The organism is Saccharopolyspora antimicrobica, from assembly GCF_003635025.1.
GTDB lineage: Bacteria > Actinomycetota > Actinomycetes > Mycobacteriales > Pseudonocardiaceae > Saccharopolyspora > Saccharopolyspora antimicrobica.
In genome coordinates this window covers 4,336,174-4,356,011 of record NZ_RBXX01000002.1, presented here as the reverse complement: position 1 = coordinate 4,356,011, position 19,838 = coordinate 4,336,174, and the positions used below count along the sequence as shown (strand labels likewise).

The window sequence follows — 19,838 nt, the reverse complement described above, 5'->3', positions numbered from 1 at the left end:
ATCGAGCGGAACAGTTGAAGTTATTCGCCGAAAACCGGCGGTGCGACCTTCGGCAGCCCGAGGTCTTCCCAAGCCTCGTCGGAGTCGAGCACGTACTTGCTCTCGTGCTCGTTGTCCTCCTCGGAATTGCCGCCCTGGCCACGGCCCGCGGCTCCGGCGCCCATCCCGGCGCCGCCACGGGCACCGGCCGCACCGGCACCACCAGCACCGCCGCCGACCCCGGCGCTACCCGCGGCACCGAGCCCGCCGACACCGGCCCGGCCACCGGAACCGAGCTGGTTTCCTGCACCACCGACGCCGCCAGCGCCCAAACCACCGAGCCGTCCGGCGCCACCAGCACCGCCGCCACCACCGGGACGGCTCATGCCACCGGAACCGCCGGGAGCAGTGCCCGGACGCCCCAGTCCGCCGCCGGGCCCGGGCCGCTGCTGACCGGGCGGGAGCGGGGCCCAGTTGCCGTTGTAGGGATTGCGCCGTTCCCACTGCCCGGTCCGCGGATTCCACCGGGTGTCGGACCCGCCGCTGGAACCGGTCGGCGTCTGCTGCCACACGGCGCTCGTCTGGCTGGGCGACGGGGCCGACGGCGGAACCGAGGTGCTGCCGGGCCCGTTGTTCTGCCCCGTCGGACTCGCCCAAGCCGACTGGGTGACCGCGGGCGTGTTCGAAACGTTGGTGGACGGGTCGACCGACCCGATCGGCCGTCGCGTCTCCGGCGGTGGCCCGACCTCGTCCGGCCCCCGCGGCGCGGGCACGAAAGCGGGAGTCTGCGCCGCGGCCTGCCCGAAGTCGCCCTCCATGGTCGACATGACCTGAGCGGCCTCGGCATGCGCCGCCTGGCTCTTCTCCTGCTTCTCGATGATGTCGTTGGCCCGGCTGATCGCGGTGAACGGGTTGGGATCGGAGAAGTAGTTCTTGAGCTCCTGCTTCATGTCGAACTCGACGACCTCGGGCATCGAGTTCCTGGCCCGCTCCCCGGCCTCGGCCTGCATCCCGATCTGGTTGGCGGTCAGCTGAGCGGCATTCCCGGAGTGCGCCATGTGCTCGGCCAGCTGCCCGACGTGCTTCCGCATCGCATCACCGGCCTCCCCCTGCCAGGTCTCCTCCGTCTTGGCCGCCGCCCTGCTGATCTGGTCGGCGAAGTCGAGGAACTTCTCGCCGTGCCCGTGGTAGATGCGGCCGACGTCGTGCACCGCGGTCGGATCGAAGTTCTCCTTGACGAACCGGTCCATCTCCTTGTGCTCGAAGGAGAGGTAGTGGGTGTTGCCGAGCTCCCCGGGCTTCTCCCGCAGCTCCTGGTCCGTGGCCAGCGCCTGCGCCTGCTCCTGCCCGTACTTCGTGGCTTCCTGCTTGGCGTAGGCCTGGGACAGCGCCTGGTTCAGCGCATCACCGACGACCCAGATATCGGAGACGTCCGAGTACTTCTGCTGCCCCTGCTGGTACGCCTGCTGCTCGACATCTGCGATGTACTGGTTTCCACCACCCGGCGGCGACGTCATGACTTCCCCCAATTCCTTTTTAAGTTCTCAACTGCTTCTTCAGTTCTTCGGGAGCTTGGCTACGACCAGCTCGCCCGCCTGCTGCGCGAGCTGGCAAGAAGCATCAGTGTTCATGTCGTTGGAAGTCGCGTCCAACGAAACCGAGGACGAATCTCCCACTGCGAACAGCAGCGAGCAGTCTCCAGCCCCGAGTGCTTCGCGCTGGATCTTCGCCTCGCGACCAGCAAAGGTCGTGGACTCGACCTGACCATCCGACAGGTTCTGCTTCTCCAGAGAAGTGCTGTCGTAGAGCACGACCCTGATACCGCCGCCTGCGGTATCCCAGTCACAGCCACGCCCACCAGCGAAGTTCTTCACCTCGCCGGCACCTTCGAGCCCGAGCTGAGAAGTCGCCTGGGCGTCGAACACCTGACAAGCATCCAACTGTGCGAGTCCTGAGCCGCCGTTGGCGGAATTCGTCGGCGCAGGCGCCTCCGAAGGAACCGATGTACCCGGTTGCCCAGTACTGCAGGCAGCAACGCTGGCCATGAGCGTCATGAACGCTGCCAGCGCAGCGGAACGCGAAACTGTCTTACGCACCTGAACAAACCCCGATCTCATTGCTGCACGCCAAAACCGGCGTTTCCTTCGTCCACGTCCTGGTAAGTTTGAATGCCCTTCTTGATCGCTTCGATCACCTGGGGCATGCGTTCACGCATCTGCCTCAGCAACTCTTCGTACGAACGACCGTCACCGCCCGCCGCGACCTGCTTGTTGAAGTCACTGATGGCTTGCCCAGCAGGACTGTCCCCGAGCGGCGTTTCACGCGCGAGCTGCCTGAGGTCACGCTGCATATCGCCGAGCTCACTTGCGAAATCCTTGAAGATTCTGATCAGCTCGTCGCCAGCCTCAGGCGTGACCGAGAACGAGCCGCTACCGGCAGCGCTGATGATGCCCTGCATCGCGTCGTTCGACGCAGCGAGGCCTCCAATCGCACCACCCATCGATCCAACTGCCTCCGCCATCGGAACCCCACCCCCAGGTAAGTCCGTTCCGCCCTCAAACGGATAGGAACCTAGCACCAGCATCCTCGCGCGTAGGTCACGAATAGGCGATTTCGCAACCCACGGCGCAAATCCCACACCAATGGAGCAAGCCCGATTCCGCCGAGGAGCCATCCACTTCACTCCCGGCTCCGAAGTGGTCTAGATCACTGATCTCGCGGCGCGCGCGTCCGCGAACATGGACGGGTCCTACACCGGAGGAGTCGTTCGATGTCGTCCACCAGGCCACCTCTGGTGCTTTCCGCCGCCACCCTCATCTCCAACTTCGACCGCTTCTCGGTCACTCCGATGCTGGTGCTGATCGCGTTCGGGATGCAGGTTCCGCTGGCGTCGGCCGTCGGCGCGGCCAGCGGTTACTTCCTCGCCTACGGGCTCATGCAGCCGGTGTGGGGGATGCTGTCGGACCGCTTCGGGCGCATCGTCGTCATGCGCGGCACGCTGCTGGGCGCGGCGGCCGCCGGTATCGCGTCCGCGCTGGCGCCGAACCTGGTCGCGCTGGTCATCGCGCGCGCGATCGCGGGCGGGTGCATGGGCGCCATCGTCCCGTCCTCGCTGACCTACGTCGGGGACACGGTTTCCCCGAAACTGCGGCAAGGCGCGCTTTCCGATCTCATGGCCGCGTCGGCGCTGGGCACGGCGCTGGCCACCGCGGTCGGCGGTGTGCTCGCGAGTTTCCTCGACTGGCGGCTGGTTTTCGCGATTCCCGCGCTCTGCGCCGTGCTGTGCGCCGCGCTGATCGGCAGGCTCCCCGAGCCGGAGCGCGCTCAGGTCGGCGGCGTGCGCAAGCACCTGACCACCGTGCTGACGAATCGCTGGGCGCTGCTGGTGTTCGGACTGGTCTTCGTGGAAGGCGCGGTGCTGCTGGGCATCCTGACGTTCCTGCCGTCGGCGCTGGTGCACCGCGGTGTCGACGTCGCCGTGGCGGGCTTGGCCGCGGCCACCTACGGCGTCGGCGTGTGGGTGTTCTCCCGCGTGGTCAAGGCGTTGGGGCGGCGGCTGGCGGTGTGGCAGCTGATCGCGATCGGCGGTTCCTCGATGGCGGTCGGCTACCTGGTCGTGATGCTGCGGACCGACATCGCGGCGGTGGTGGTCACGGCGTTGCTGCTCGGTGGCGGCTGGTCGTTCATGCACTCGTCCCTGCAGACCTGGGCCACCTCGGTGGTTCCCGAAGCCCGCGGGCTGGCGATGGCGCTGTTCGCCTCGGCCCTGTTCCTCGGCAGCGCGACGGCCGCGGCAGCAGCCGGCCCGTTCGCCGAAAGCGGCTCCTACGCACTGCTCTTCGGCGCCGCCGCGACGGTCGCGGTCCCGCTGCTGATCACTGCGGCCGCGTGCCACCGCCGCTACCAGTCCCGCACCTCGCCCGCATGAGCGGCTGAGCGGAGCACCACCGCCCACGGCTCCGGTGCAAAAAGAGCCCCCGCACTCAACCGGCCTGGGGGTCGCCGGGAGCGCGGGGGCGCTTCGCAAGTCCACCCCTGGGGGTCAGGTGGACGGCAGTCACCGTACCAATCCGACCAGCGGGTCGGTACTCGCAATCTGCAATCTCGTAACCAAAACGAGATCAAGCGGCCTGCGGGCGTTCATCCCGCACAGCGCGGACCACACCCGCGACGTTCTCCGCGGAGAGCTCTTCGAGCCGCAGGCACGGACCACCGAGAGCAGCGGCCAGCTTGGCGGGCAGACCCAGCCGGACCATCCCGTTCTCGCAGTCCACGACGATCGACGCCGCGCCCGTCCCGGCCACCAGGCCGGCGGCCCGCAGCGCATCGGCCACCGCGCGCTGCGCCCGATCACGACCGCTCAGCCCGGAATCCACCGCCACGGTGGCCTTCCCGTCGGTGAGCAGCACGACCAGCGCACGGCGCTGCGGATCACGCGTCTGCTCCCGCTGCACCACCCGCTGGACCTGCAACAACCCGTCGGCGAGCGGGGTGCGGCCGCCCGTGCGCAGCCCGCGCATGCGCGCCGCCGCGATGTCCACAGAGGACGTCGGAGGCAGGGCGAGCTCCGCCGAATCACCGCGGAAGGTCACCACCCCGACCTTGTCCCGCCGCTGGTAGGCGTCCCGCAGCAGCGAAAGCACCGCGCCGCTGACGGCGGACATCCGCTCCCTGGCGGCCATCGACCCGGAGGCGTCCACCGCGAACAGCACCAGGTTGCCCTCGCGCCCTTCCCGGATGCCGCGCCGCAGGTCGTCGGACCGCAGCACCAGCCCCGGACCGCTGCGGCCCCGGGCGACCTGGTGCGGCGCAGCGGCCGCCAAGGTCGCCGCCACGTGGATGCCGTGTCCCTCCACAGTGGACGGACGCGTCGTCCGGCCGCTCCGCGACCGCGACCGCGAGCGCCGTCCCGGCGCCCCGTCGCCGAGCCCCGGCACCTCCAGCAGCCGCGCCCGGAACGCCGGCGTCGGCGCCGCCGGCGCCTTGTCCGCCGGCGCGCGCCCGTCGTCGCTACGCTCCTCCGCGTCGCCTCCGCCGGACGGCTCCGCCGGCTCCTCCGGAGCCTGCCCACCGCCGTCAGGGCCGTCCGGCGGCTCCGGCCCGTCCTCGGCGTGCTCCGCCGCCTCGGCGAGCGCTTGTTCCAGCTGGTCCTCGGCCATGCCGGGCTCGTCGAAGGGATCCCGGCGGCGCCGGTGCGGCAACGCGAGCCGGGCGGCCGCCTCGACGTCCTCCGCGGCGACCACGTCGGCTCCGCGCCAGGCCGCGTGCGCGATCGCGGTGCGGGCCAGCACGAGGTCGGCGCGCATCCCGTCGACGTCGAAGGACGCGCACAGCGCGGAGATCCGGCGGAGTTCGGCGTCCGGCAGCTCCACCCGCGAGACCCGGTCGCGCGCGATGCGGATGCTCTCGGCCAGTTCCGCGTCGGCCTCGGCCCACTTCGCGGCGAATCCGGCCGGGTCGGCTTCGAAGGACAGCCTGCGGCGGACCACCTCGGTGCGGGTGGCGACCTCCCGCGACGCCGCGACGTGCACGGTGAGGCCGAACCGGTCGAGCAGCTGCGGCCGCAGCTCGCCCTCCTCCGGGTTCATCGTTCCCACCAGCAGAAACGACGCCGCGTGCGAGACCGAAACGCCCTCCCGCTCGACGTGCGCGCGGCCCATCGCGGCGGCGTCCAGCAGCAGGTCGACCAGGTGGTCGTGCAGCAGGTTGACCTCGTCGACGTACAGCACGCCGCGGTGGGCGGCGGCGAGCAGACCGGGCTGGAAGGCGCGGACGCCCTCGGTCAACGCCCGCTCCAGGTCGAGCGAACCGATCAGGCGGTCCTCGGTGGCACCCACCGGCAGTTCGACGAGCTGCGCCGGGCGCTGCGCCGCGGTCGAGTCGTGCGGCCCGTCCGGGCACTGCGGGTCGGGGCTGGTCGGGGCGCAGCCGAAGCGGCAGTCGGCGATCACGTCCAGCGGCGGCAGCAGCGAGGCGAGCGCGCGCACCACGGTGGATTTCGCCGTGCCCTTCTCACCTCGCACCAGCACTCCGCCGATGCGCGGGTGCACGGCGTTGAGCAGCAGCGCCAGCCGAAGATCGTCGTGGCCGACGACGGCCGAGAAGGGGAAGCGGGGAGCAGCGGTCATGCCGGGTTCCTTCCTCGGGGTGCGGACGCCCCGGTGGCGGGAACAAGGGGGTGCAGTGTCCTGACTCCCGGATCTCCGCGCCCCTCCGGCCTTCCCAGGTCTCCCCGGTGGCTCTCGGGGGAGGGCCGCTCCCCGGTCACAGTGGCGCCGACCGTGCCGGATTCGCACCGGCTTCCTGCCGCACCCCTTGCATTCGGATCATGGAGCATCGTCGCAGAACCGGCGCGGCGGACCAACCGCGCGAGACGCGCACCACTGCGATCACGCCCGCCGGCGCGGCTCCCGGCGCATGTCGACGTGCGGAATGCCGTCCTCGAGGTACTCCTCGCCGTCCTCCACGAACCCGAAGGAGCGGTAGAACTCCTTGGCGTAGGTCTGCGCGGCGAGCACCGCGGGCGCGTGCTGCACCTCGGCGACGGCGGCGCGCATCAGCTTGCGCCCCAGCCCCAGCCCGCGCGCGGACTTGGCGGTGCACACCCGCCCGATCCGGAACGTGCCGTCGGGATCTTCCAGCAGCCGCAGGTAGCCCAGCACGTATCCGTCGGCCGAGTCGATCCAGAAGTGCCGGGTGGTCTCCTCCAAATCGCGCCCGTCCAGCTCCGGGTACGGACACTCCTGCTCGACGACGAACACGTCGACGCGCAGGCGCAGCATCCGGTAGAAGTCCTCGGCGTCCAGGTCCGCGGTGTAGGCGCGGTGGACGGCGGTCGCGAGCGGCTGGAGGGTCATCCCTACTTGGATATCACAGCGGGGTCTCGAAACCCGCATTCACCTGCACCGGAGTAGTCAACGCCACTCCCCGCCCGGCCCGGCGGCGGCCGCTCCGGCGAGGGCTCTCGATCATCCGGTGGCCCCGAGGCGGCGGGCGATGTGGTCCGGCAGCGGGTACGGCTCCTCCTGCGGCAGACTCGCCCGGGCCGCTTCGAAGTCGCCCGCCGCCACCAGCTCCGCCGTCTCGCGCATCGCCGGGGTCACGTCGGCGATGCCGATGATCCAGTCGTCAACGTAGTGGTGCACCGCTTCGCCGCCGAGTCCTATTTGGATGGAGCGGTGCCCCAGCGGCCGGAGGTGGAGGTCCCGTTCCGGGTCCCACTGGACTCGTACCGGGCTCGTCCGCTGCTGCTCCGCCCACTGCTCGCGGGTGCCGTGGGTGTCCGGCTCGAAGTGGCTCAGGCTGGCGTGCTCGAGCGCCCACTCGAAGCCCTCGCGGGTGATCTCGACCGCGAGCACGCGCTCCTGGCCCGGTTTGGTGGCCCAGCCGCAGCGGTAGGCCATCCACCGGAACGACGGCTTAATCCACGTCATGCGCTCGCGCTTGAACGGCGGCGCGAACGTCCCGGCCGCCAGGGCCGCGTCGGCGATCTCCGCCGAGTACGCCTGGTAGACCGTGATCGACGTCGCCGTGTGCCGCGCCCGGACAGCGCGGTACCCGGTGCTTTCCTGATCTTTCACACCGCTCAGCCTGTGCCAGGCCGAGCGGTGCCTTCAACCGGTTTTCCTCAGGGCCTTGATGGTGGTTGCTTTGCGCGGGTGGCCGCTTGGCGGAACCCGAGTGCTTCCCTGGACGGCGGGTGCCCCTCCGGATGCATGCCCGGACAGTGTTCTCAGAGCTGTTCCGCCAGCTCGTCGATGTAGTTGGAAAGGCGGGTGTAGACGCCCGGTGTGTTCGGACGGCCGCAACCCGTGCCGTAGGAGACCACCCCGATCAGGCGGTTGTCCGCCACGATCGGGCCGCCCGAATCCCCGGCGCACGCATCGCGGCCGCCTTCGGGCACTCCGGCGCAGAACATGCTCCGCGGGTCGTAGTTCGGGTAGGCGGCGCGGCAGGCCTCGTCGGTCGTGACCGGGACGTCCACCGCGCGCAGGGTCGTCGACGGCGGGCCCGATTCGCTGGTCTTGCCCCAGCCGTAGACGCGGCCGACCGTGCCGGGCCGGTAGGGCTCGGTCTCGCCCTGCTCGACCACCTCCAGCTGCGGCTGGCGCAGCGGCCGGCGCAGCGTCAGGACCGCCACGTCGTCGCCGCTGGTGTAGCCGCGGAAGCCGGGGTGCACCCAGACCCGCTCGACCTCGGCGACCGTGCCGTCGGTAGTGCTCAGATCGGTGCGGCCGGCGATCGCGCGCAGCCGCTGCGGGTCGCGCTGGCCGCCGGTGAGCGGCTCCTGCATGCAGTGCGCCGCCGTGACCACCTTGATCGGGGTCAGCAGGGTTCCGCCGCAGAACTGGCGGCCCTGGGCGTCGGTCAGGGCGACCAGCCACGGGGCCTCGTCGATGGTGGCCGCGGTACCGCCGAGCACGCGCGCCTGCGGTTCTTCCGCCGCGCCCGCCGTCGCCGGGTACACCCCGGTCAGCGCCGCCACCGCACCGGTGATCACGAGCCGTCGCACTGCGGTCCCGGTCCTGCCACGCGTCACCTCGGGCCTCCCACTGTCGCCGATCTTGCCGACGGCACACCGTAGTCACTCGGGTACCGGAACATTACGAGGCACAACTCACACAGTGCCAGGAAAATATTTCGTTAAGATGGATGACACCGGGAAAATTTACTGAGTGCGTCACTGTCGACCGCTGCTCGTCCTTCCCGCGTCGTCACGGACCCGGAGCGCCTCCCTGCACCGGGTCCGCGAACTGTGCCTGAACAGGTGACAGATCCAACCCGATCAAGTGATCAGCACCTTTGTGCTGCCCTGGAGGAGGAACCGTGCTCGTGGACCTGACCCCGTTGCCCGCCTTCCTGGTGGCCAGCGTGGTGGTCGTGCTGACCCCCGGCGTCGACGTCTTCCTGCTGCTGCGGACCTCGCTCAACCGCGGTCGCCGGGCGGGAATGCTCGCGCTGGCCGGGATCCACACCGCGAGCATCCTGCAGGTGGCGCTGGTGATCTCCGGGCTCGGCGCCCTGGTCACCAAGCACCCCGCCGTGCTGTCCGCGCTGAAGTGGATCGGTGCCGCCTACCTGGTCTACCTGGCCGTGTCGATCCTGCGCGGGCTGTGGCTGACCAGGAAGAAGAGCGTCGAGGGCACGCTCAGCGGGCCGCCGGTGGACAACTCCAACCCCTACCTGCGCGGCCTGTTCAGCAACCTCACCAACCCGAAGATGCTGCTGTTCAGCCTGGCGTTCCTGCCGCAGTTCGTGGGCTCCGCCGCGCAACCCGCGCTGCAGCTGGTGATGCTCGGCGTGGTGTTCCTGGTGCTGGCCCTGATCTGGGAGGCCTCGATGGTGCTCGGCGCCGCGAAGATCGCCGACCGGCTACAGAACCCCCGAGTCGCGAAGTCGCTGGATGTGGTCAGCGCGGCGGCGTTCCTGACCATCTCGGTCGGGCTCGTCGCCGGCTGACACCGCGACGGTGGTGATCAGCGCGAGGCCGACCAGCACGAGCAGCAGCAGCGGCGCCGAGGCCACCGGAGCCAGCAGGCTGATCGCGAACGGCGTGCAGAAGCCGAGGTAGGCGATGCACCAGAACACGGCGGTGAGCCGGGCCAGCCCGGCAGGCCCGGCGATCCGGCCCACCACGGTCAGGCAGAAGGTCACGCTGAACCCGTACCCGGTGCCCATCAGCAGGCAGGCCACCAGCGCCCACCAGGGCAGCACCCACACCACCGAAACCGCCGCCAGCGCGAGCCCGGCCGCGAGCACCACGAGCCCGACGACGGCCGGAACGCGCTCGCCGCGCTGGGCGACCCGGCGCGCGATCGGCTGCACGACCGCCCCGAGCCCCGGCGTGATCAGCGCGGTGACACCGGCGTAGACGGTCTCGAAACCGGGCAGGTCGCTGGTCACCAGGCCGGGCAGCGTCCCGAACGCGACCGTCGGCCCGACGAACACCCACGGCGCGACGGGCAGCACGAGACGCCGGAACCGCGGATCCCGGACCCCGCCGCCGCGTGCTCCGGAATCACTCCCGGCCGAACGCGTCTCCGGGCAGGACAGCGCCAGGACCACACCGGCCACGGACAGCAGTAGGTGCGGCAGATAGGCGATGACCAGCGGATACGGCCCCCACTGCGCGATCAGTGCGGAAACCAGGCCGCTGATGCTGAAGCCCATCGAGAGCATCACCCCGGCCCGGCGAGCACCGGCCCCGTCCTCGACCGCCGTCCCGAACGGCGGATGCGACAGCTCCCGGACCCACGCACTGCCCGCGGCCAGCACCGCGCCCGTGCTCAGGCCGGTCAGCAACCGCCCCACCGCCAGCCAGACCGGCACGTCCACGCCGAGCATGAGCGCAACCGTCGCCACGGCGTTGACCGCGACCGCGACGAGGACGACCGGGCGCCGGCCCCGGCGGTCGGCCAGTGGGCCGCCGAGCAGCAGACCCGGCAGCAGCCCGACCACGTAGAGCGCGAGCAGGCCCGTCGTCGCGTTGGCGGACAGTCCCAGGTCGCGCTGGTAGGCGCCCAGCAACGGCGAGAACTGATTCGCACCCCAGCCCGCCGCGGTCATCAGGAACGCTGCGGGCAACCACTTGTTCTGCACAGCAGTCGTTCTAAGCCGCCGGGGCGCACCGCCGCACCAGGCGTTCAGGATTCGTGAACGCGGCCGTGATCCTCGCCTCGCGCGAAGGTTCCTCGGCGATTCCGGTGCCCGCGCTTCGTACGCTGCGGGTATGGACCTGCGTCGGTTGACGTCCTTCCTGGCGGTCGCGGAGGAAGGCCACTTCGGCAAGGCCGCCGAGCGGCTGTTCCGCTCGCCCGCGTCCGTCACGGCGCACATCAAGCAGCTGGAGCACGACCTCGGCGTCCACCTCCTGGAACGCTCGCCGGTGCGGCTCACCCCGGCCGGTGAGCGGTTCGTCGGGCACGCGCGGGGCCTGCTGGCCGCGCTGGACGCGGCGATGGCCGACGTGGCGGAGGCCGGGGCGGCGCGGGCGCTGCGGATCGGCGTCATGAGCAACGGCTCGGCCGAGCTCACCCCCGCCGCCGTGCAGGCGTTCCAGCGGGCCTGCCCGGAGGTACCGGTCGAGTTCGTAGCCCTGGACTTCACCGAGCACGTCTCGGCGCTGGTGCAGAACCGGGTCGACGTGGCCTTCGTGCGGCCCGCCCCGGTGGACGAGCGGATCGCCGTGGACGTGGTGACCACCGAGCGGCGCATCGTGGTGGTGCCCGCGTCCTGGGAGCTGGCCGACGCGGCGGCCGTGAGCCTGGACGACGTGCTCGAACTGCCCTACGTCAGCCTCCCCGAGCACACCCCGCGCCAGTTCCGCGACTACCTCTACTTCGCCGACGCGCGCGGCGGGCTGTCCCCGCACCGCAGCCGGTCGCACGCGGTGACCCCGCACGAGGTGCTGACCACGGCCGCCGCCGGGCGGGGCGCCGGTTCCGCGCTGGAGTCCTTCCAGCGGTACTACCCGTGGCCGGGCACGGTGTGCGTGCCGGTGCTGGACGCGCCGCCCGAGCACAGCGTGCTGGCCACCCGCTCGGACGACCGGAACCCGGCGGTGCGGACGTTCCGGTCGCTGACCACCAGCCTCGCCCGCGAGCTCGGCCCGCGACTGCGGTTGGCCTAGCCGCTTGATCTCTTCCGGGCCGCGGCGGCGCAGCGCAGGGACATCCAGGTACCCGCACCGCCGCTCAGAACGAGCCCGGGAACGACCAGCCCGCCGACGCGATGCGGCCGGGGCGCTCCCGCCGCGCCCCGGCCGCATCCTCTACCGGATCAGGAATCCAGCTGCTTCTGCACGTCGTCGTGGTAGGCGGCCACGCGGGTGTAGATGCCCGGTGCGTTCGGCCGGGCGCAGCCGTTGCCGGTCGAGACGATGCCGACCAGCTTGTTCTCCACCACCAGCGGTCCGCCCGAGTCGCCCTGGCAGCTGTCCACGCCGCCCTGCGGGAACCCGGCGCACACCATGGCCTCCGCCTTGTACTGCGGGTACGCCTTCTGGCAGTCGGCGTCGCTGGTCAGCGGGACCTCCGCCTTCTGCAGGGTCTCCGACGCCTCGCCGCCCTCTGCGGTGGCCCCCCAGCCGAGCACGCCGGCCGTCTTGCCCGCCTCGTAGAGCGCCGAGTCGTCCTTGGACGCCACCGCCAGCGGCTGCTGCGGCAGGTCCTGGCCGAGGGTGAGCACCGCGACGTCCGAACCGCTGTTGGCGTCCTGGTACTGCGGGTGCACCCAGATGCCGGTCACCTTCGCGACCGTGCCATCGGTGTTCTGCTTGCTCTCCCGGCCCGCGACGACCTGGACCGCCTCGGGCTTGTCCCCATTGACGCAGTGCGCCGCGGTGATGATCTTGTTGGCCTTCGCGACGGTGCCGCCGCAGAACTGGTTGCCCTGGGTGTCGGTCAGGTACACCACCCAGGGGTGGTCGGCGATCTTGGCCGGCTCACCCCCGACGATGGGGGGCACCGCGGTCTCCGCGGTTCCGGATTCCGCCGCACCGGCGGCCGAGGCCAGCAGTCCCGACGACAACGTCGCCGCCGCCAGCAATCCGGCCACCGACCACACCCGGCTCCGAGTGTCCGCCATGTCGTTGCCTCCTCCCCCGGAGCCTCCCGGCAGGTCGCGGTTTCGACCCGCCGTCTCCGGCTCGCCCAAAGTGTCCATTAGAAAGAGGATCACGACCCGCTGTTGGATACAGTCGCACCAATCTGTACAACCCGATCGAGTGGAAATTCCGGAAAATATCCACTCTAATGGCGGACCAGAACTGTCCAAATAGGACTTCAATGCGCAAGGTCTTTCCACCGCTGGGAATTGCGTATTCCCACTCATGACAACCGGAGGCTTGTCAATCCTCCGATAGGCCTTTTGCGATTCCGGACACCCGGGCATCCGGCCGCCGATTCCACCGATCCAAAATGGACGAGCCGAATATCATCGGGGCGCGCGGCGGGCCCCGATGACCTGCCGGAACGCGATCAGTACCCCGCGGTGCGGTCCACGACGCCCAGCAGCGGTTCACCCGCCAGCCGGCGGCGGACGTTCTCCTCGACGCGGCGGGCCAGCGCCGGGATCATCAGCGACTTCGGGTTGGCGGTGTGCGGCGAGATGATCGCCCGCGGGTGCTGGAACAGCGGGTGCCCGTCGGGCAGTGGCTCCGGGTCGGTGACGTCCAGCGCCGCGCCACCGATGCGCCCCGCGTCCAGCGCCGCGACCAGCGCCTCGGTGTCGACCAGCGGGCCGCGCGCGACGTTGACCAGCCACGCACCGGGCTTCATCCGGTCCAGCGCGGCGGCGTCGATCAGCCGTGCGGTCGCCGCCGTGGCGGGCGCGGCGATGACCACGAAATCCGATTCGGCGAGCAGCTGGCGGACGCCTTCGACGTCGTCGGAGCGCCAGGTCGCGGCCGCACCGTCGACGGGCTTGCCGGACCGGTTCACCGCCAGCACCCGCACGCCGAACGGCCGCAGCAGCTCGATCAGCGAACCACCGATGCCACCGGCTCCGATGATGCCGACGGTGGCTCCGGCGACGCCGCGCATCCCCTCCGGCCGCGACCATTTCGAGGCACGCGCCATCAGGTGCATCTGGCGCGCACCGGCGAGCATCAGGCCCAACGCGTGCTCGGCGACGGTCTGCGCGAAGGCGCCCGCCGCCGAGGTGAAGGTCACGCCCTCCCGCAGCGCACCGGCCGCCACCCAGTGCTCGATGCCCGCGGACGGCAGCTGCACCCACTCCAGGGCGGGGTGGTCGAGCTCGGCGAACCGCTCCGGCTCGCCGCCGAACCAGATCAGCGCGGTGGCGTCGGCGACCGGGCCGAGCTCGGCACCGGCCGCGATGACAGCAGCTTCCAGCTCGGGCTGAGCGACCGGACCAACGTGGACCTTCACGACAACTCCATTCGGGAATGCTCGGCAGCTGCTCGGCATCTTCCAACGTCGGCCGGGCGACCGCTGCGACCGCCCCTGACGCGTCAGGCCCGGGAGCCGAAACTCAACGCGCGCCAACGTGTTTCGTCGCAGCTCAGCCACCGCTCCAGGTCCTCGCGATCCGGCGACGCGGTGTGGTCCTCGGTGCTGAGCAGGCTGTGCGCGGCCAGCAGGTGCCCGAGCCGCAGGCAGTGCGCGACGTCGGCGCCCCGCAGCACGCCCGAGAGGAAACCGGCGGCGAAGGCGTCCCCGGCTCCCACCGGCTCGACGACCTCGACCTTCGGCGCGGGCACGGTCACCGTCTCGGAGCCGAGCGCGTGCGCGGCGTTGGCGCCGTCCTTGACCACGACGACGCTCGGCCGGTTCAGCACTTTCCGCACGTCTTCGGGGGTTTCCACGCCCCAGAGCGTGTTCGCCTCGTCCAGCCCCACGAACACGGTGTCGGCGAACTGGGCGAGTTCGCGCAGCACCGGTCCGGCCTGCTCGACCGGCCACAGCGCCGGGCGGTAGTTCACGTCGAAGGTGATCCGCGCCCGGCGCTCGCGGGTGAGCAGGTGGCGGATCAGCCGGTCGCAGCCAGCCGAAAGCGCGGGCGTGATGCCCGAGAGGTGCAGCAGCCGCGGCGCGTCGAGCAGCTCGTCCGGCAGGAAGTCCGCGTCCATCGTGGACGCCGCCGATCCGGCGCGGTAGTAGTGCACGCGCGTGCCCTGCGGGCCGGGGTCCTTGAAGTAGACGCCGGTGGGCGCGTCCGCCCGCACCTCGACCAGGCCGGTGTCGACGCCGGCCGCGGCGATGGCGGCGACCATGCGGCGTCCCAGCGGGTCGTCGCCGACCCGGCTCGCCCAGCCGACCCGGTGCCCCAGCGCGGCCAGGTGGATGGCGACGTTGGACTCCGCGCCGCCCGCCGAGAGCGTGAAGACCGGCGCCTGCTCCAGGGGAACCGGGTCGGCCGGGGAGACCAGCGACATCGTCTCCCCCAAGCACAGCACCTCGGGGCCCGGCTCCACCACGTCCGCCTCCTCGATCCACCACGTCATCGCCGCCCAGCCTATCGAGGATTGTGCGAAATACACACTCCCGTTGCATGCCATGCAATAGCACTGATGGGGCTGGTCTCCGCGCCACCCGAGCCCGCTGCCGCGGCAATCCCTAAGCTGGCCGGTGATCGTCCTCAGTCCCAGGAATGGAGGTTGCTCGCAATGAGTCTGGAGCGCCCGATCGACCCCGATCCGTACTCGCTGCTGCCCGCGGTCCCGAGCTTCGACGTCACCTCCGACGACGTGTCCGACGGACAGCCGATGACGCAGGCCCAGGTCTTCGACGGGATGGGCGCCGGCGGGCAGAACCACTCGCCGCACCTGCGCTGGTCGGGCTTCCCGGAGGCCACCAAGAGCTTCGTGGTGACCTGCTTCGACCCGGACGCGCCGATCCCGGGCGGCTTCTGGCACTGGGTGCTGGCCGACATCCCGGCCGACGTCACCGAGCTGGCCACCGACGCGGGCAACCGCAATGGCCACGGCGTCCCGTCCGGGGCCTTCCACGTGGCCAACGACTTCGGCGAGCGGGCCTTCGGCGGTGCCGCCCCGCCGCCCGGTGACCGCCCGCACCGCTACTACTTCGTGGTGCACGCGGTGGACGCCGAGAAGCTCGGCCCGGACGCCACGGCGAGCCCGGCGGTGATCAGCTTCAACCTGGCCTTCCACACCCTGGCCCGCGCCGTGATCACCCCCACCTACCAGCACTGACACCGCGAACCCGAGCCGTGTCCGCCCGGTTTTCCGTGGCGGGCACGGCTTTTTCACGCCCGGAGATCACTCGATCGAGATGTATCTGAAACGGGCCTTCGCGCCTCTTTATAAGCGGGGAGGTTCTCGGACGAGGAGATCGGGATGAGCGTGCTACCGGGTTCGTTCGCCGTGCTGGTCGCCACCGGCCTGGCGGCGGTGCTGTTCGCGCCGTTCGTCGCCGCGGAGCACCGGCGGCACGGCGAGCTCCGCGTGGGCGTCGCGCTGCTGCGCTTCGCCGCGCTGCTCTACGCGACCGCGCTCGCCTGCTACGTGCTGCTGCCGCTGCCCGGCGCCGGGATCGGCTTCGAGCCGCAGTGGCGGCCCTTCGCCGGTCTCCGCAACCCAGCGGTGCTGGAGCAGTTCGCCTGCAACATCGCGCTCTTCGTCCCGCTCGGCGCCCTGCTGCGGCGCGGCCCGGTCGCGGCAGCGCTGGTCGGCGGCACCGTGTCGGTGATCGTCGAGCTGACCCAGCTCACCGGGACGTGGTTCCTGTTCCCAGTCCCGTACCGGGTGTTCGACGTCAACGACATCATCGCCAACACCACCGGAGCGGTGCTCGGCACGCTGGGTGCACCGCTGCTGCGCCGCGTGCCCACCGAAGCCCGCGACCGGCCGGCGGTACCGCGCCCGGTCCGCGCGCCCCGCCGACTGCTGGGCATGAGCTGCGACCTGCTCCTGCTCTGGTGGCTGGGCGTCGCCTGCGCACGTGCCGTCGAGCTGGCGCTCTGGCTGACGGGCACCGCGCCGAACGCCTGGTGGGAAGCCACGGCGCTGTGGTTCGCGCCCGCCGCGGTGCTGCTGGCCGTGATGCTCGTCAGCGGCGGCAGCTCGCTCGGCCAGCACGCGGTCTGCCTGCGCGCCCGCGCGCCCACCCACCCGGTGGTCGCCGCGGTGCTGCGCTGGACGTCCGGCATCGGCGGCTTCGCCGCGGTTCAGGGCGTGTGCACCGGTGTGCTCGGCGGAGCCGATGCGGCGCTGGGAGTCCTGTGGTGCGCGGTGCACGCCTGGGGCGTGACGAACACCGGAGATCACCGCGGAATCACCGGGCGGGTCGCCGGGTTGGAAGTGATCGACGCCAGACAAAGCCAGCGCGCGCCGACCGCGGCCCGCTCGACGTGAGGCAGGATGGACCAGTGCGCCACTTCGATCTAGTGATCATCGGTTCCGGCTCCGGCAACTCGATCCTCGACGACCGGTTCGCCGACTGGGACGTCGCCATCGTCGAGAAGGGCATCGGCCCCAACGACGCCTACGGCGGCACCTGCCTGAACGTCGGCTGCATCCCGACGAAGATGTTCGTGCACACCGCGGACGTGGCGAGCGCACCGGGCAGCGGTGCCAAGCTCGGCGTCGACCTGGAACTGCGCGACGTGCGCTGGGCCGACGTCCGGGACCGGATCTTCGGCCGGATCGACCCGATCGCCGCGGGCGGCCGGCGCTACCGCGCCGAGGAGAACCCGAACGTCACGCTCTACCAGGGCACGGCCCGGTTCACCGGCGTCAAGCAGCTGACCGTGCAGACCGCGGACGGCCCCGAGACGATCACCGCGGACCGGTTCGTGGTGGCCGCGGGCGGTCGGCCGGCGATCCCGGACATTCCCGGCCTGGACCAGGTCCACCACTACACCAGCGACACCGTGATGCGGCTCGAGCGGCTGCCCCGCCGGATGATCATCATGGGCACCGGGTTCGTCGGCGCCGAGTTCGCGCACGTGTTCTCCGCGCTCGGCGTCGAGGTGACCATGATCGGCCGCTCCGGCCGGGTGCTGCGCAGCGAGGACACCGACGTCTCGGCGCGCTTCACCGAGCTCGCCGCCCAGCGCTGGGACCTGCGGCTCAACCGCAAGGAGATCTCCGTCGAGCACGAGGGCGACCTCGTGCGCCTGCACCTGGAGGGCCCGGAGGGCGCCGAGGTGGTGGAGGCCGAGGCGCTGCTGATCGCGGTCGGCCGGGTGCCCAACACCGACCTCATCGACGCCGCGCTGGGCGGGCTGGAGCTCACCGCCAGCGGCAAGATCAAGGTCGACGCCACCCAGCGCACCTCGGTCGACGGCGTGTGGGCGATGGGCGACATCAGCTCCGAGTACGAGCTCAAGCACGTCGCCAACCACGAGATGCGCGTGGTGCAGCACAACCTGCTGCACCCGGAGGCCCCGATCGAATCCGACCACCGGTTCGTCCCGCACGCGGTGTTCTCCGCACCGCAGATCGCCTCGGTCGGCCTGACCGAGCAGACGGCCCAGCAGCGCGGCGTCGAGTACGTCACGTCGGTCCAGGACTACGCGGGCATCGCCTACGGCTGGGCGATGGAGGACACCACCGGTTTCGCCAAGCTGCTCGCCGACCCGGACACCGGCCTGCTGCTGGGCGCGCACATCATCGGACCGCAGGCCCCGACCCTGCTCCAGCCGCTGATCCAGGCGATGCAGTTCGGCCTGGACGCGAGCAGCATGGCGCGCGGGCAGTACTGGATCCACCCGGGCATGCCCGAACTGATCGAGAACGCCCTGCTCAACCTGCCGCTGAACCGGAAGCACGCATCCGAGGAGCGGGAACCGAACAACTGACCATCACGGCACGTCGCGCGGGCGTCACAGCCCGCGCGGTGTGGTCGGCATCATCTTGATCCGTTCCAGACTCGGCGGTTCGCTGGACCGATAGTTGTGCTCTGGCCCTGGGGGTGCAACACGTCGGAGTCCCGCTGAACGAAGGAGCCCCACCAGTGCTGCACGAACGTCTTGAGCCGGTCTACGACAACGTGGTCCAGCGCAACCGCGGCGAAACCGAGTTCCACCAGGCCGTTCGCGAAGTCCTGGAGAGCATCGGCCCGGTCATCGACAAGCACCCCGAGTACGCCGACCAGAAGATCATCGAGCGCATCTGCGAGCCGGAGCGCCAGATCACCTTCCGCGTGCCGTGGGAGGACGACCGCGGCGAGGTGCACATCAACCGCGGCTTCCGGGTGGAGTTCAACAGCGCGCTCGGCCCGTACAAGGGCGGCCTGCGCTTCCACCCGTCGGTCTACCAGGGCATCGTGAAGTTCCTCGGCTTCGAGCAGATCTTCAAGAACGCGCTCACCGGCCTGCCCATCGGCGGCGGCAAGGGCGGCGCGGACTTCGACCCCAAGGGCCGCTCGGACCGCGAGATCATGCGGTTCTGCCAGAGCTTCATGACCGAGCTGCACCGGCACATCGGCGAGTACATCGACGTGCCCGCCGGTGACATCGGCGTCGGCGGCCGCGAGATCGGCTACCTGTTCGGCCAGTACAAGCGGATCACCAACCGCTACGAGTCGGGCGTGCTGACCGGCAAGCACCTCTCCTTCGGCGGCGCCCGCGTCCGCACCGAGGCGACCGGCTACGGCTGCGCCTTCTTCGTGCACGAGATGCTGGCGGCGCGCGGCGAATCCTTCGAGGGCAAGCAGGTCGTGGTGTCCGGCTCGGGCAACGTCGCGATCTACACGATGGAGAAGGTGCACCAGCTGGGCGGCACCGTGGTCGCCTGTTCGGACTCCTCCGGCTACGTGCACGACGAGAACGGCATCGACGTCGAGCTGGTCAAGCAGCTCAAGGAGGTCGAGCGGACCCGGATCGCCGCCTACGCCGAGCGTCGGCCGGGCGCGAAGTTCGTCTCGGGCCGCAGCGTCTGGGAGGTGCCGTGCCAGGTCGCGATGCCCTCGGCCACCCAGAACGAGCTCTCCGCCGACGACGCGACGGCGCTGATCGCCAACGGCTGCATCGCGGTCGGCGAGGGCGCGAACATGCCCACCACTCCGGAAGCGGTGCGCAACTTCCAGGAGGCCGGGGTCGCCTTCGGCCCGGGCAAGGCGGCGAACGCGGGCGGGGTGGCGACCTCGGCGCTGGAGATGCAGCAGAACGCCTCCCGCGACAGCTGGAGCTTCGAGTTCACCGAGCAGCGCCTCGAGCAGATCATGAAGGACGTGCACGCCCGCTGCTACGCCACGGCGGAGGAGTACGGCATGCCGGGCAACTACGTGGCGGGAGCCAACATCAACGGCTTCACCAACGTCGCGGACGCGATGCTCCGCCTCGGCCTGATCTGACGCACGGCTCCGCGGGAACTCGACGGTCACCAGGGCAACCGCCGAATCCCGCGAGCCACCCGCGTCCGAGCACGCGGAAGG

18 protein-coding genes and 1 riboswitch are annotated in these 19,838 nt (G+C 70.8%); of the genes, 7 read left to right on the top strand and 11 right to left on the bottom strand.

The genetic code is table 11. The annotated features are described in order from the left end of the window. Positions 1-20: 20 nt before the first annotated feature. From ATL45_RS21230 to ATL45_RS21220, 3 genes are all read right to left on the bottom strand, one after another. Positions 21-1,496, bottom strand: a complete 1,476-nt coding sequence (locus ATL45_RS21230; protein WP_093146576.1) for a PPE domain-containing protein — start codon at positions 1,494-1,496, stop codon at positions 21-23. A 39-nt stretch (positions 1,497-1,535) separates the two neighbouring features. Then, a complete protein-coding gene (locus tag ATL45_RS21225; RefSeq protein WP_246025849.1) occupies positions 1,536-2,024 on the bottom strand; it encodes a DUF3558 domain-containing protein in 489 nt (162 codons plus the stop codon). Between the two features lie 68 nt (positions 2,025-2,092). Continuing rightward, entirely contained in the window at positions 2,093-2,500 is a 408-nt protein-coding gene (locus ATL45_RS21220; protein WP_093146578.1) for a hypothetical protein, read from the bottom strand. A gap of 249 nt (positions 2,501-2,749) precedes the next feature. Here ATL45_RS21220 and ATL45_RS21215 point away from each other — a divergent pair, with 249 nt between their 5' ends. Beyond that, positions 2,750-3,907, top strand: coding sequence for an MFS transporter (locus ATL45_RS21215; protein WP_093146579.1), 1,158 nt, complete (start codon positions 2,750-2,752; stop codon positions 3,905-3,907). 193 nt (positions 3,908-4,100) lie between these two features. Here ATL45_RS21215 and ATL45_RS21210 read toward each other — a convergent pair whose 3' ends face one another. From ATL45_RS21210 to ATL45_RS21195, 4 genes are all read right to left on the bottom strand, one after another. Further along, a complete protein-coding gene (locus ATL45_RS21210; protein ID WP_093146580.1) occupies positions 4,101-6,107 on the bottom strand; it encodes a putative cobaltochelatase in 2,007 nt (668 codons plus the stop codon). A gap of 39 nt (positions 6,108-6,146) precedes the next feature. Continuing rightward, a riboswitch (cobalamin riboswitch) is annotated at positions 6,147-6,328 on the bottom strand. 40 nt (positions 6,329-6,368) lie between these two features. After that, on the bottom strand, positions 6,369-6,836 hold the full coding sequence (locus ATL45_RS21205; RefSeq protein WP_093146581.1) for a GNAT family N-acetyltransferase: 468 nt from the start codon (positions 6,834-6,836) through the stop codon (positions 6,369-6,371). A gap of 111 nt (positions 6,837-6,947) precedes the next feature. Beyond that, entirely contained in the window at positions 6,948-7,559 is a 612-nt protein-coding gene (locus ATL45_RS21200; protein WP_093146582.1) for a DUF4291 domain-containing protein, read from the bottom strand. A gap of 152 nt (positions 7,560-7,711) precedes the next feature. Continuing rightward, the gene (locus ATL45_RS21195; RefSeq protein ID WP_246025467.1) at positions 7,712-8,518 is read right to left on the bottom strand and encodes a S1 family peptidase; all 807 of its coding nucleotides are present in this window, start codon (positions 8,516-8,518) and stop codon (positions 7,712-7,714) included. A gap of 287 nt (positions 8,519-8,805) precedes the next feature. On the opposite strand from ATL45_RS21195, the gene ATL45_RS21190 reads away from it, so the two are divergent. Then, the gene (locus ATL45_RS21190; protein ID WP_093146583.1) at positions 8,806-9,438 is read left to right on the top strand and encodes a LysE family translocator; all 633 of its coding nucleotides are present in this window, start codon (positions 8,806-8,808) and stop codon (positions 9,436-9,438) included. On the opposite strand, the gene ATL45_RS21185 is transcribed toward ATL45_RS21190, so the two are convergent. Next, positions 9,352-10,578, bottom strand: a complete 1,227-nt coding sequence (locus ATL45_RS21185; protein ID WP_246025466.1) for an MFS transporter — start codon at positions 10,576-10,578, stop codon at positions 9,352-9,354. The two genes, ATL45_RS21190 and ATL45_RS21185, sit on opposite strands and share 87 nt — an antisense overlap. Positions 10,579-10,708: 130 nt before the next feature. Between ATL45_RS21185 and ATL45_RS21180 the strand changes: the two genes are divergently transcribed. After that, complete coding sequence (locus tag ATL45_RS21180; protein WP_093146584.1) at positions 10,709-11,608, top strand: LysR family transcriptional regulator; 900 nt, start codon at positions 10,709-10,711, stop codon at positions 11,606-11,608. Between the two features lie 149 nt (positions 11,609-11,757). Here the strand turns inward: ATL45_RS21180 and ATL45_RS21175 are convergent, their stop codons facing one another. From ATL45_RS21175 to ATL45_RS21165, 3 genes are all read right to left on the bottom strand, one after another. Beyond that, complete coding sequence (locus ATL45_RS21175) at positions 11,758-12,564, bottom strand: S1 family peptidase (RefSeq protein WP_093146585.1); 807 nt, start codon at positions 12,562-12,564, stop codon at positions 11,758-11,760. 392 nt (positions 12,565-12,956) lie between these two features. Next, positions 12,957-13,868, bottom strand: a complete 912-nt coding sequence (locus ATL45_RS21170; protein ID WP_093146586.1) for an NAD(P)-dependent oxidoreductase — start codon at positions 13,866-13,868, stop codon at positions 12,957-12,959. Between the two features lie 83 nt (positions 13,869-13,951). Further along, entirely contained in the window at positions 13,952-14,944 is a 993-nt protein-coding gene (locus ATL45_RS21165; RefSeq protein ID WP_093146587.1) for a sugar kinase, read from the bottom strand. 162 nt (positions 14,945-15,106) lie between these two features. On the opposite strand from ATL45_RS21165, the gene ATL45_RS21160 reads away from it, so the two are divergent. From ATL45_RS21160 to gdhA, 4 genes are all read left to right on the top strand, one after another. Continuing rightward, the gene (locus ATL45_RS21160) at positions 15,107-15,652 is read left to right on the top strand and encodes a YbhB/YbcL family Raf kinase inhibitor-like protein (RefSeq protein WP_093146588.1); all 546 of its coding nucleotides are present in this window, start codon (positions 15,107-15,109) and stop codon (positions 15,650-15,652) included. Between the two features lie 144 nt (positions 15,653-15,796). Then, a complete protein-coding gene (locus ATL45_RS21155; RefSeq protein WP_093146589.1) occupies positions 15,797-16,813 on the top strand; it encodes a VanZ family protein in 1,017 nt (338 codons plus the stop codon). Between the two features lie 14 nt (positions 16,814-16,827). Continuing rightward, a complete protein-coding gene (locus tag ATL45_RS21150; RefSeq protein ID WP_093146590.1) occupies positions 16,828-18,261 on the top strand; it encodes a mycothione reductase in 1,434 nt (477 codons plus the stop codon). Positions 18,262-18,416: 155 nt separating this feature from the next. Further along, the gene (gene gdhA, locus ATL45_RS21145) at positions 18,417-19,757 is read left to right on the top strand and encodes an NADP-specific glutamate dehydrogenase (protein ID WP_093146591.1); all 1,341 of its coding nucleotides are present in this window, start codon (positions 18,417-18,419) and stop codon (positions 19,755-19,757) included. Positions 19,758-19,838 lie beyond the last annotated feature (81 nt).

Bases quoted from the DNA above. Each gene is read 5' to 3' on its own strand.
- ATL45_RS21220 (WP_093146578.1), bottom strand. From the start codon at position 2,500: ATGGCGGAGGCAGTTGGATCGATGGGTGGTGCGATTGGAGGCCTCGCT.
- ATL45_RS21225 (WP_246025849.1), bottom strand. From the start codon at position 2,024: ATGGCCAGCGTTGCTGCCTGCAGTACTGGGCAACCGGGTACATCGGTT.
- ATL45_RS21215 (WP_093146579.1), top strand. From the start codon at position 2,750: ATGTCGTCCACCAGGCCACCTCTGGTGCTTTCCGCCGCCACCCTCATC.
- ATL45_RS21230 (WP_093146576.1), bottom strand. From the start codon at position 1,496: ATGACGTCGCCGCCGGGTGGTGGAAACCAGTACATCGCAGATGTCGAG.
- ATL45_RS21210 (WP_093146580.1), bottom strand. From the start codon at position 6,107: ATGACCGCTGCTCCCCGCTTCCCCTTCTCGGCCGTCGTCGGCCACGAC.
- ATL45_RS21180 (WP_093146584.1), top strand. From the start codon at position 10,709: ATGGACCTGCGTCGGTTGACGTCCTTCCTGGCGGTCGCGGAGGAAGGC.
- ATL45_RS21175 (WP_093146585.1), bottom strand. From the start codon at position 12,564: ATGGCGGACACTCGGAGCCGGGTGTGGTCGGTGGCCGGATTGCTGGCG.
- ATL45_RS21205 (WP_093146581.1), bottom strand. From the start codon at position 6,836: ATGACCCTCCAGCCGCTCGCGACCGCCGTCCACCGCGCCTACACCGCG.
- ATL45_RS21160 (WP_093146588.1), top strand. From the start codon at position 15,107: ATGAGTCTGGAGCGCCCGATCGACCCCGATCCGTACTCGCTGCTGCCC.
- ATL45_RS21165 (WP_093146587.1), bottom strand. From the start codon at position 14,944: ATGACGTGGTGGATCGAGGAGGCGGACGTGGTGGAGCCGGGCCCCGAG.
- ATL45_RS21155 (WP_093146589.1), top strand. From the start codon at position 15,797: ATGAGCGTGCTACCGGGTTCGTTCGCCGTGCTGGTCGCCACCGGCCTG.